The following is a 12,208-nucleotide window of genomic DNA, read 5'->3' as shown; positions in this document are numbered from 1 at the left end:
CGTCATGTCGATGCAGGGCGGGTCCTCTTCCAAAGTCCCCTTCGCGCCGCCCAGGCGTAACGAGCTGACGCACATTCCCGGCGACGAGGGTTTGCCGATCATCGGCAAGACGTTCCAACTCCTGGCCGATCCCAAGGGTTTCATCGAGGCGTACGCCACGAAACACGGGCTCGTCTTTCGGACCCATTCCTTCGGCCAGACCAACGTCGTGCTGCTCGGGCCCGAGGCCAACGAGCTCGTGCTGTTCGACCAGCAAAAACTATTCTCGTCGACCCATGGCTGGAACCATGTGCTCGAATTGCTATTTCCGCGTGGCCTGATGCTGCTCGATTTCGACGAGCACCGCCTGCATCGCAAGGCGCTGTCTGTCGCGTTCAAGTCTGGACCGATGAAGTCTTATCTCGACAAGCTCGACAAGGGCATCGCAGCGCGGATCGCGCAGTGGAAGGCGAAGCCCGGCTCGATTCAGCTCTATCCGGCGATGAAGCAGTTAACGCTCGACCTCGCAGCGACATCGTTTCTCGGCGCCGATATCGGTCCCGAGGTCCAGGGGATCAACCGCGCCTTTGCCGACATGGTCGCGGCCTCCATCGCTCCGATCCGCCGCCCGTTGCCGGGCACGCAGATGGCGCGCGGCGTGGCTGGCCGCAAGCGCATCGTCGCCTATTTTCGCGAGCAGATTCCGCGTCGTCGCGCCAGGAGCGGCGGAGAGGATCTATTCTCACAGCTCTGCCACGCGACCCACGAGGATGGGGCGCTGCTGTCCGAGCAGGACATCATCGACCACATGAGTTTCCTGATGATGGCCGCGCACGACACGCTGACCTCGTCGCTGACCTCCTTCATCGGCGAGCTCGCCGCCAATCCGGACTGGCAGGACAGGCTGCGCGCGGAAGTTCTGGCGCTCGGGCTTGCTCCTGATGCCCCCAGCAGCTTCGACGATCTCGAAAAAATGCCCCTGTCGGAAATGGCATTCAAGGAGTCGCTAAGGATCAGGCCACCGGTGCCCTCGTTACCGCGCTATGCCATGCGTGATTTCACCTTCATGGGATACTCCGTTCCTGCTGGGACCCGGATCGGCGTCAACCCGCTGTACACGCATCACATGAAGGACATCTGGCCCGAGCCGGACCGCTTCGATCCCTTGCGTTTCACCGAGGAAGCCCAGCGTGGCCGCCACCGCTTTGCCTTCGTGCCGTTCGGCGGCGGCGCGCATATGTGCCTCGGCCTGCATTTCGCCTATATGCAGGCCAAGTGCTTCGCGCGCCACTTCCTGCAGAACATCGAGGTGTCGCTGGCGCCGGGCTACAAGCCGGACTGGCAGATGTGGCCGATCCCGAAGCCGCGGGATGGGCTGAAGGTGCAGGTGAAGGCGGTGTGAATTTGAGCGCCGTCGTTCCGGGGCGCACGAAGTGCGAACCCGGAATCTCGAGGTTCCGGGTTCGATGCTTCGCATCGCCCCGGAACGACGACAGGCCTCGTAGGGTGGGCAAAGGCGCGGAGCGCCGTGCCCACGATCTCTCGCGAAGAAAGAATGGTGGGCACGGCGCGCGAAGGGCGCGCCTTTGCCCACCCTACGGCGCCGTCGCCTTGGTTGCTTACGCGCCCCCGTCAAACGCCTTGCGCAGCGCCGACAGGCCCTGCTGCTGCTGGCTCCAGTTGCGGCCGCTGGTCATGGCGCCGTCGATGACGAGGTCGTGGCCGTTGATGAAGCTGGATTCGTCGCTCGCCAGGAACACCGCGGCATGGGCGATGTCGTCGGGGAGACCTGCGCGCGGGATCGGCTGCGCGGTCTTGTAGACCTCGCGCATCACCGCCGGCGTCTTCTCCGCGGCGTCGGTCGAGAGCCCCAGCGCCTTGCCGAAAATGCCGGTCGCGATCGCGCCGGGCGAGATCGAGTTGACGCGCACATTGGACTCGCCGAGCTCCATCGCCACGCATTTGGTGAGATGGATCACCGCAGCCTTGGCCGCGCCATAGACGATCGATGAGGAGAAGCCGGCAAGACGGCCTGCGATGCTGCCATTGTTGATGATGCTGCCAGATCCCTGCTTCTTCATATGGGGCGCGGCGTGCTTCATGCCGAGCATGACGCTGCGCACCAGCGTCGCCATCGCCGCGTCGAAGCGCTCGACCTCGAGACCCTCGATGCCACCGGTCTGCGCCGGGCCGCCGGCATTGTTGAACAGGCAATCGATCCGGCCGAACTTCTCCACCGCGAGCGCGATCAGCGCCTGCATCTGCGCCTCGACCGTCACGTCGGTCTGGAGGAAGACGCAGTTGGCCCCGAGCTGCCGCGCCAGCGCCTCGCCTTCCGGTATGCGCCGCCCGGCGATCACAATTTTGGCACCTTCGGCAACGAAGACTTCCGCAGTCCGCAATCCGATCCCGCTCGTCGCGCCCGTGATCACCGCCACCTTGCCGTCCAGCCTGCCCATGGAATGTCCCTGCTTTCGAACCCCTTGACGCCAAACGGCGAACACCGATCGACGACGGCACCGCGACAGTCGGCGCCGCGGCGATCACTATTCCTGCCGGCTCCCGACAAGGCAAGCTTTGCTTGCGCGCCCGACATGCGTAACATTCAAGGGGAACGCCCCTTGCAACCGGGCTGCGCATGGAGAAGCTGATCGAGGAGTTCCGCAAAGGCTGGCAGGGCTTGGCGCCGCCGTCGCTCGGCCTCAGCATTGCCTTTGCGATCGCCTGCCTGCTGATTGCGACGCTGGCGCGCTGGGGCCTCGCGCAGGTCCGGCCCGACGTCTATTTCACCCCGTATTTTCCGGCCGTGTTCTTTGCCGCTGCGTTCGGAGGTTTCCGGATCGGCATCGTGACGGCGCTCGTCGGCGGCGTGCTCGGCGTGGTCCTGAATTTCAGCGATGCCATTGCCGACAACGCCCGCTTTGCCCTGCTGGCGCTGTACTGGGCGGTCTGCGCGCTCACGATCTGGGGCGTCGAACATTATCGCACGCTGCTGGTCGAGCAGCGCCGGATCTCCAAACGCCTGATCGAGGAGGAAGAATATCGCAAGCTCCTGGTCGACGAGCTCCAGCATCGGCTGAAGAACAAGCTCTCGACCGTGCACGCGGTGATTCATCAGGTGCTGCACGACCAGCCACAGGTCTGGGCCCGGATCGATCCGCGGCTGCGTTCGCTGGCCACGACCGACGATCTGATCTCGCGGATCGACAAGGGGGGCTGCGATATCCGCGACCTCCTGATCGCCGAGCTCGGGCCCTACGGCCACGTCCGCTTCACCCTCAACGGCGACCGGCTGTTCCTGCCGCCGAAGCTCGCGGTCACGCTGTCATTGATGTTTCACGAGCTCGCCACCAACGCAGGAAAGTACGGCGCGTTCTCCGCACCGCGCGGTCTGTTGCAGGTGTCATGGACCGTCAGCGAGGACCGCCTGACCGTCACCTGGGACGAAACCGAAGGGCCGAGCGTGGACAAGGTGTCGGAGCCCGGCTTCGGCACCAAGCTGCTGAAATCGGCACTTTCGGCTTTCGACGGCAGGACCGAGCTCTCCTATCTCAAGTCCGGGCTGCATTGCATCATGCAATGCCGCATCCCCAAGGGCGGCTAGACACGAAACAAACGAAAGAGAAGCGCGAAGGTCACGCGCGCTTTCGCGCGTGCCGTTGACGCTCTGTTAATGACGATTTTCTGCGCGCGTCGCATCGCCGCAAAACACCCCCGTATTTCTCCGTACCCCTTAACCAAACTTAAGAGGGAACTACGCATGATCGCGTGCATTGCAAAGGCGCGCTGAACAACAAGATTCATGACCTCTATGAACGACAACAAATATTCCGGCGCGAGTGAAGCCGAACTCGGATTTCTCAAGGAAATCGTTAGAATGCTGCCGGCCGGCCTGACCGTGCAGGACGCCCATGGCGAGCTTCTGCTGGTTAACGATGCTGCAGCCGCCCAGCTCGGCATGGACGGCAGCCGTCCCTCGCCGGATCTGGCACCGCGCCGGGAGGCCTGCCGCAAGGCGCTGAGCGCCGGCCAGGCCGTCGTCACCGAGGAAGCGCTTCACGACGGCGCCGCGCGCCAGGTGCTGCTCACGACCCATCGTCCCGTTCGCCTCGCCGGACGCGAGCTCTTGATCTCGGCCTCCTCCGACATCACCGAGCAGAAGAATTTCGAGGATCAGCTGTTCCGCTCGGCCTATTTCGACGAGCTGACCGGCCTGCCCTCGCGCCGCGTGATCGAGCATCGCGCCAACAGCCTGCTGGCGCGCGATCACAGCAGTGAACGCTTCGCGCTCGCCTTTCTCGACGTCGACAATTTCAAGCACATCAACGACTATTACGGCCACGCCGTCGGCGATGCGCTGCTGGTCGAGCTGTCGAAGCGGCTCGGGCGCGACTTGCGCGATTCCGACATGCTGTCGCGCATCTCCGGCGACGAATTCCTGCTGCTGCTCTCCCCGATCCAGAGCCAGGAGGAAGTCGCCGAGTTCATGCAATCGACGCTGGAGCGGCTGACCGCGCCGTTCTTCATCGACCATTCGGAAGTCTTCGCCTCGACCTCGGTCGGCATCAGCCTCTATCCCGACCACGGGCGCAGCTTCGAGACGCTGCGGCAGAACGCCGACATCGCGATGTACCGAATCAAGAACAACGGCAAGGGACTGGCCGCGTTCTTCGACGCCAGCATGGAGCGCGAGGCGCTGGCGCGGAGCAAGATCGAGCAGTCGCTGCGGCTCGCAATCCTCGAAAAGCGCTTCTGCTGCGCCTTCCAGTCCAAGGTCGACATCCGCACGCAGGCCGTGAAGGGCATCGAGGCCCTGGTGCGCCTGCGCGACGACGAGGGCGTGATCCAGGCGCCGGGCTCGTTCATCAACCTCGCCGGCGAGCTCGGGCTGATCGACGAGCTGACCCATCTCGTGCTCGCCGAGATCGTCAAGTCGATCGACCTGATCAACGACACCTTCGGCGCGGAAGCGTCCATCAGCATCAACGTCGCCGCCAAGCAGGCCGGCAATCCGGAGTTCATGCGCAGCTTCGCGCTGGCCCTGGAGGAGACCGGCTTTCCCCAGCGCTTCATGATCGAGGTGACGGAAGACGCCTTCGTCGCCAAGAATCATTTCCAGGCCGAGATCCTGCCGATGTTCCGCAAGCTCGGCGTCGGCATCTCGATCGACGATTTCGGCACCGGCTATTCCTCGCTCTCGGCGCTCGCCGACATCACCGCGGACGAGATCAAGATCGACCGCTCCTTCATCACTGATATCCACAAGCGCCCGCGCAGCCAGGGCATTTTGCGCGCGATCGAATCCTTGAGCGAGGCGCTCGGCATCACCGTGATCGCCGAAGGCCTCGAATCCTACGAGGAGCTGGCTTATCTGCAGGCCGCGACCAAGATCCGCTATGCGCAGGGCTATTACTTCTCCCGCCCGATCTTCCTGGAGGAGCTGAAGCTCGCAACCCCCGCCTCCAGCGAAGCCCGCGCCAACGTCGCGAGCCGCCCGATGCAGCAGAATCGCCAGGGCTATTCGCGGGCGAGCGGGTATCGACGGTAGCCGACAGCGGCGCCACAATCTCCGTGTCGTCCTGGCGAAAGCCAGGACCCATTACCCCAGGCGGGTGTTTGGCGAAGACTCGTGGTTACCGTCTCGCCGCCAAATTCCTCCCTGGGGTAATGGGTCCTGGATCTGCGCTCCGTTTCGCTGCGCTTGTCCAGGACGACGACCGAGAATAGGTCGCGAAGCAATCCCTCAATTCCCCCCTTTGAAATTACTTCCCTTTTGGTAATACACAGGCGGGCTTCCCGCGAGGCACGCCATGTCCGTTCCCACTTCTGCCGTCAGCGATCCCGCCTATCTCCGTGCGCGCGCGATGGTGACGCTGTTCGAGCGGCTGGAGAACCTCTGCGAGGGCGCGATTGCGATCGATCGCGGCGGGCGCGTCGTCTACGTCAACGAGAAGTATCTGGCCTCGCTCGGCCTCAAGCATACGGCGGAAGCGATCGGCCGTCCGATCGAGGAGATCATTCCGAACAGCCTGATGCGGAAGGTGGCCGAGACCGGCGAGCCGATCCTGCTCGACATCATGGAGCTCGGCGGCGAGCAGCTCGTGGTGACGCGCATGCCGATCGAGGACGAGAACCGCAAGGTCATCGGCGCGATCGGCTTCGTGCTCTATGACCATCTGGAGAGTCTGAAACCCCTGCTCGCCCGCGTCGCCCAGCTCGAGAGCGATTTGCGGCTGGCGCGACGGCAATTGTCCAACGCCCGCGCGGCGCGCTTCACCTTCGCCGATTTCGTCGGCACGACACCGGCGATCGCGCAGGCCAAGGAGCTCGCAGGCCGCGCCGCACGGCAGAGCGTGACGGTGCTGCTCACCGGCGAGACCGGGACGGGCAAGGAAATGCTGGCGCAGGCGATCCACAACGCCTCCTCCCGCGCCGACAAGCCGTTCGTCAGCGTCAATGTCGCCGCGATCCCGGAAACGCTGATCGAGTCCGAATTCTTCGGCGCCGTTCCCGGGGCCTATACCGGCGCCGACCGCAAGGGGCGCGAGGGCAAGTTCCGGGTCGCCGACGGCGGCACGCTGTTCCTCGACGAGATCGGCGAGATGCCGCTGCAGCTCCAGGCAAAACTGCTGCGCGTGCTGCAGGAGCGCGAGATCGAGCCGCTCGGCTCGGACAAGATCAGCAAGGTCGATGTCCGCGTCATCGCCGCGACCAATGTGGACCTGCGCAAGCGCGTCAGCGACGGCGCATTCCGGCCCGATCTCTATTATCGCCTCAACGTGCTCTCGGTGGACCTGCCGCCGCTGCGTCAGTGCCTCGACGATCTCCCCGACATCTGCGCCCGGCTGCTCGACGACATCAGCGCGTCCGGCGATTACGTCAAGGCCAAGATCACGCCGAGCGCGCTGGCCGCGCTCGCCCGCTACGACTGGCCGGGCAACGTTCGCGAGCTCCGCAACATCCTCGAGCGCGCGCTGATCCTCAGCGATTCCGGGCGGCTGACCGGCGACGATTTCGTCCGCATTCTTCCCGTCGGCACCGAGGTCAGGCTTGCACCGCCCGAGCGGCCGGCCGGTCTAGTCGTGCCCTATGCCGTGGCCGAGGCCGAGTTCGAGAAGCACACGCTCGAGCAGGCGCTCGCCGCCAGCAACGGCCAGATCTCGGAGGCCGCCAAGATGCTGCGGATCTCGCGCGCGACCTTCTACAAGAAGCTCGCCAAGTTCGGCCTCGCCGCGGGACCAGCCTCCGTCTGAGTTTCGAGACTCAGCTGTGTCCAGAGTCTCGGATTCCTGACACGCGACCTGGCCACTCTTTCCCCGACGCCTTCGCTGAATCTGCTGGGTTTTCAGCCAATTTGCGCAAACCTGCAGCATCTGGCGCGGAGCTTGCTCTTCGCTTTGCACAATGACGCGTGCTGCACATGCGCATTCGCAACCAGGGAGGACGCAAGATGAGTGAAGCGATCTCGGTCCATCAGCTTCAGACGAGACAGCCCTCGCACGTCACGGTCGCCACCGCGAGCCTGATCGGCACGGCGATCGAGTGGTACGACTTCTTCCTCTACGGCACGGCCGCGGCGCTGATCTTCAACAAGCTGTTCTTTCCGACCTTCGACCCGATGATGGGAACGCTGCTGGCGTTCGCGACCTACGCGCTCGGCTTCATCGCCCGCCCGCTCGGCGGCATCGTGTTCGGGCACTACGGCGACAAGATCGGCCGCAAGACCATGCTCTATCTGACGCTGCTGATCATGGGTGCGGCGACTGCGGCGATCGGCTTCCTGCCGACCTATGAGACCGCCGGCATCTGGGCCGCGATCCTGCTCGTCACCTGCCGACTGATCCAGGGCTTTGGCCTCGGCGGCGAATGGGGCGGCGCGGTGCTGATGGCGGTCGAGCATGCGCCCGCGGACAGACGCGGCTTTTACGGCAGCTGGCCGCAGCTCGGAGCGCCGCTCGGCCTCGTGCTCGGTACGCTGGTATTCTCGGTCGTATCCGCGCTGCTGACCGACGCGCAGCTCTATGCCTGGGGCTGGCGCATTCCGTTCCTGTTCTCGATCGCGCTGGTGCTGGTCGGCCTGTGGATCCGCTTCACCATCGCGGAATCGCCGGAGTTCCAGAAGGTCAAGGACACCAAGCAGGAGGTGAAGATGCCGATCCTCGAGGCGATCAGGATGTATCCCAAGAACATCCTGCTCGCGATGGGCGCGCGCTTTGCCGAGAACGGCTTCTTCTACATCTATGCCACCTTCGTGCTTGCCTATGCCACGCAATCGCTCGGCATGAACAAGCAGGACATGCTCAACGGCGTGCTGATCGGCGCCGCGATCGAGACCTTCACCATTCCCGCCTTCGGCGCGCTCTCCGACCGGCTCGGGCGGCGGCCGATCTACATCTTCGGCGCGGTGTTCTCGGCGCTGATGTCGTTCCCGCTGTTCATGCTGCTTTCGACCAAGAACCCGCAATATGCCTGGGTCGCAATCGTGCTGGGCCTCGCCATCGGTCACGCCGCGATGTACGGCCCGCAGGCGAGCTTCCTGTCGGAGCTGTTCGGCACCAAGGTGCGCTATAGCGGCGTCTCGCTCGGCTACAACCTCGCCTCGATCTTCGCCGGCGCGCTGTCGCCGCTGATCGCGACGGGATTGATGACGGCCTATGCCCCGGCGACCTGGCCGATCTCGCTCTACATGATCGCGCTGGCGCTCATCACCGTCGTCTCGGTCTATTTCGCCACCGAAACTCGCAAGGTCGCCCAGCCCTGAACGGGCCGAACGCGCCCCCCGCGACGCCGGAGCGGCTGGTCGCCAGCCGCTCCACGCGATACGAATAGAGCCAAGCGAGAAGAACGGGCATGCGGTCCGCAACAGACACAGGAGGGAATGCCATGAGCCAGCATCCTGCCTTGCCCTATTTGCGCAACGCCGAGAAGGGCAAAGTCGTCACCGCGGCGGAAGCCGTCATGCTGATCCGCGACGGTGACACGGTGGCCACCGGCGGCTTCGTCGGCATCGGCTTTGCCGAGGAGATCGCGATCGCACTGGAGGAGCTCTATCTCTCCAACGAGGGCGATGCGCCCTACACCCAGGGCAAGCCGCGCAATCTGACGCTGGTCTATGCGGCCGGCCAGGGCGACGGCAAGCAGCGTGGTCTCAATCATCTCGCGCATGAGGGCCTGGTCCGGCGCGTGATTGGCGGGCACTGGGGCCTTGCGCCGAAGCTGCAGCAGCTTGCCATCGCGGGCCAGATCGAGGCCTATAATCTGCCGCAGGGCGTGATCACCCATCTGTTCCGCGACATCGCGGCACGGCGGCCCGGTCACATCACCCGCGTCGGCATGGGCACCTTCGTCGATCCCCGGCATGGCGGCGGCAAGCTGAATGCGCGCACCACCGAGGACATGGTGGAGCTGATCACGCTGCGCGGCGAGGAGTGCCTGCTCTACAAGACGTTCCCGATCGATGTCGGGATCATCCGCGCCACCACGGGCGATCCCGACGGCAACCTCTCCATGGAGAAGGAGGCGCTGACGCTGGAGGCGCTCGCCATCGCCATGGCGGCGCATAATTCCGGCGGCATCGTCATCGCCCAGGTCGAGCGCGTTGCCGAGAGCGGCAGCCTCAATCCGCGCCAGGTCAAGATCCCCGGCATCCTCGTCGACTGTGTCGTGGTGTCGAGGCCTGAGAACCACTGGCAGACCTTCGGCACGCAATACAATCCCGCGTTCTCGAGCGAGATCCGCGTCCGCGCCGCCTCCCTGCCGGTGATGCCGATCAGCGAGCGCAAGATCATCGCCCGGCGCGCCGCCCTGGAGCTCAAGGCCAACAGCGTCGTCAATCTCGGCATCGGCATGCCCGAGGGCATCGCCTCGGTCGCCAATGAAGAGCGGATCATCGACCTCATCACGCTGACGGCGGAGCCGGGCGTGATCGGCGGCATCCCGGCGAGTGGCATCGATTTCGGCGCGGCGATCAACACCCAGGCGGTGATCGACCAGCCCTACCAGTTCGACTTCTACGACGGCGGCGGCCTAGATGCCGCCTTCCTCGGGCTCGCCCAGGTCGACCGCGCCGGCAATCTCAATGTCAGCAAGTTCGGCCCGAAGCTTGCCGGTGCCGGCGGCTTCATCAACATCAGCCAGAATGCCAAGGAGATCGCCTTCGTCGGCACGTTCGGCGCGGGCAGGCAGCGCATTGCGGTGAATGACGGGAAGCTCGTCATTCTCGACGAAGCGACATCGCGCAAGTTCGTCGACAAAGTCGAGCACGTCACCTTCAGCGGCCCGTTCGCCGCCGCGCGCAAGCAACGCACGCTCTACGTCACCGAACGCTGCGTGTTCGAGCTACGGCCGGACGGACTCGAGCTCACTGAAGTCGCGCCCGGCATCGACATCGAGCGCGACATCCTGCGCCTGATGGATTTCAAGCCGCTGATCCCGCGCGACCCTGCCCTGATGGACGCGCGCATCTTCCGCGACGGCCCCATGGAGCTGCGCGAGCGCCTGCTCACCATCCCGCTCGACCAGCGCTTCACCCTGGACGAGCAGCAGAACCTGTTCTTCGTCAATCTGGAGCGCTATCCGCTGCGCAGCAAGGCGGAGATCGACACCATCGCCGCGATCGTGGAGGCGAGGCTCGCACCGCTCGGCCGCCGGGTCTACGCCATCGTCAATTATGACAATTTTTCCATCCTGCCGGAGCTGATGGACGATTATTCGGCCATGGTGCGCAGCCTGGTCGACCGGTTCTATTCCGGCGTGTCGCGCTACACCACGTCGGGCTTCCTGCGCATCAAGCTCGGCGAAGCCCTGGAGAAGCGCGGCGTCGCGCCGCATATTTTCGAGAGCGCGGAGGAAGCGCAGTCGGATCGACGCCAAGCCGAGGGAGCCGAGGTATCGCACACCATGCGGCAAGCCCAAAAATGATGCATGCTCGAAAAGAGCCGACACGCTCGGCCGGAGGTTCAATTGCAATGTTCGTAGTGTTGTGCAAATCGCTGTTGCCTAGAAACTTTGAATCAGGAGGGACCATCGTGCGTCGATCACTCATCATAACAACAACCATCCTCGCCCTCGCCGCGAGCACCTCCGCACGAGCAGACGACCTCAAGGTCGCGCTGATCTACGGCAAGACCGGTCCGCTGGAGGCCTATGCCAAGCAGACCGAGACCGGCCTGAAGATGGGTTTTGAATACGCCACCAAGGGCACCATGACGCTCGACGGCCGCAAGATCGTCATCATCACCAAGGACGACCAGGGCAAGCCCGACCTGTCCAAGGCCGCGCTGGCGGAAGCCTATCAGGACGACAAGGCCGACATCGCGATCGGCACGACCTCGTCGGCCGCGGCGCTCGCGATTCTCCCGGTCGCCGAGGAGAACAAGAAGATCCTGATCGTCGAGCCCGCCGTCGCGGACCAGATTACCGGCGAGAAGTGGAATCGCTACATCTTCCGCACCGCACGGAATTCGTCGCAGGATGCGATCTCCAACGCGGTCGCGATCGGCAAGCAGGGCGTCACAGTGGCGACGCTGGCGCAGGACTACGCCTTCGGCCGCGACGGCGTCGCCGCCTTCAAGGAGGCGCTGGCCAAGACCGGCGCGACGCTGGCTGCGGAAGAATATGCCCCGACCTCGACCACCGACTTCACCGCGGTCGGCCAGCGCCTGTTCGACGCGCTGAAGGACAAGCCGGGCCGCAAGATCATCTGGGTGATCTGGGCCGGCGCCGGCAATCCGCTGGCAAAACTCCAGGACATGGATCCGAAGCGCTACGGCATCGAGCTGTCCACCGGCGGCAACATCCTGCCGGCGCTCGCGGCGTATAAGGGCCTGCCCGGCATGGAAGGCGCGACCTATTACTTCTATGAGATCCCGAAGAACCCCGTGAATGACTGGCTGGTCGCCGAGCACCAGAAGCGCTTCAACGCGCCGCCGGATTTCTTCACCGCGGGCGGTTTCGCGGCCGCGATGTCCGTCGTCGCCGCCGTCACCAAGGCGAAGTCGACCGACACCGAAAAGCTGATCACGGCGATGGAAGGCCTGGAGTTCGACACGCCGAAGGGCAAGATGGTGTTCCGCAAAGAAGACCATCAGGCGCTGCAGAGCATGTATCACTTCAAGGTCAAGGTCGATCCGAACGTCGCCTGGGCCGTGCTCGAGCCGGTGCGCGAGCTGAAGATCGAGGACATGGACGTTCCGGTCAAGAACAAGCGGTGATTTCTTCACCTCTCCCA

The 12,208-nt window shown here is 64.4% G+C and carries 8 protein-coding genes; 7 read left to right on the top strand and 1 reads right to left on the bottom strand.

Annotated elements, in window-relative coordinates; all coding sequences use genetic code 11:
* The first annotated feature begins 4 nt into the window (after positions 1–4).
* Positions 5–1,381, top strand: a complete 1,377-nt coding sequence (locus ACVJ19_RS14420; protein ID WP_453948569.1) for a cytochrome P450 — start codon at positions 5–7, stop codon at positions 1,379–1,381.
* Positions 1,382–1,598: 217 nt separating this feature from the next.
* Here the strand turns inward: ACVJ19_RS14420 and ACVJ19_RS14415 are convergent, their stop codons facing one another.
* Positions 1,599–2,438: an SDR family NAD(P)-dependent oxidoreductase gene (locus ACVJ19_RS14415; protein WP_453948570.1), complete on the bottom strand. Its 840-nt coding sequence runs from the start codon at positions 2,436–2,438 to the stop codon at positions 1,599–1,601.
* A gap of 179 nt (positions 2,439–2,617) precedes the next feature.
* On the opposite strand from ACVJ19_RS14415, the gene ACVJ19_RS14410 reads away from it, so the two are divergent.
* From ACVJ19_RS14410 to ACVJ19_RS14385, 6 genes are all read left to right on the top strand, one after another.
* Complete coding sequence (locus ACVJ19_RS14410) at positions 2,618–3,583, top strand: sensor histidine kinase (protein WP_453948571.1); 966 nt, start codon at positions 2,618–2,620, stop codon at positions 3,581–3,583.
* A 207-nt stretch (positions 3,584–3,790) separates the two neighbouring features.
* The gene (locus tag ACVJ19_RS14405) at positions 3,791–5,527 is read left to right on the top strand and encodes a putative bifunctional diguanylate cyclase/phosphodiesterase (protein ID WP_453955091.1); all 1,737 of its coding nucleotides are present in this window, start codon (positions 3,791–3,793) and stop codon (positions 5,525–5,527) included.
* A gap of 262 nt (positions 5,528–5,789) precedes the next feature.
* Positions 5,790–7,232, top strand: coding sequence for a sigma-54 interaction domain-containing protein (locus ACVJ19_RS14400; protein ID WP_453948572.1), 1,443 nt, complete (start codon positions 5,790–5,792; stop codon positions 7,230–7,232).
* A gap of 197 nt (positions 7,233–7,429) precedes the next feature.
* Positions 7,430–8,740 carry an MFS transporter gene (locus ACVJ19_RS14395; protein WP_453948573.1) on the top strand — a complete coding sequence of 437 codons (1,311 nt, stop codon included), beginning with the start codon at positions 7,430–7,432 and terminating at the stop codon, positions 8,738–8,740.
* Between the two features lie 122 nt (positions 8,741–8,862).
* Complete coding sequence (locus ACVJ19_RS14390; RefSeq protein ID WP_453948574.1) at positions 8,863–10,899, top strand: acyl CoA:acetate/3-ketoacid CoA transferase; 2,037 nt, start codon at positions 8,863–8,865, stop codon at positions 10,897–10,899.
* Between the two features lie 107 nt (positions 10,900–11,006).
* Entirely contained in the window at positions 11,007–12,191 is a 1,185-nt protein-coding gene (locus tag ACVJ19_RS14385; RefSeq protein ID WP_453948575.1) for a substrate-binding domain-containing protein, read from the top strand.
* Positions 12,192–12,208: the final 17 nt, after the last annotated feature.

This window comes from Bradyrhizobium sp. USDA 376, assembly GCF_054063675.1.
This window is presented reverse-complemented; position numbering and strand designations above follow the sequence as displayed.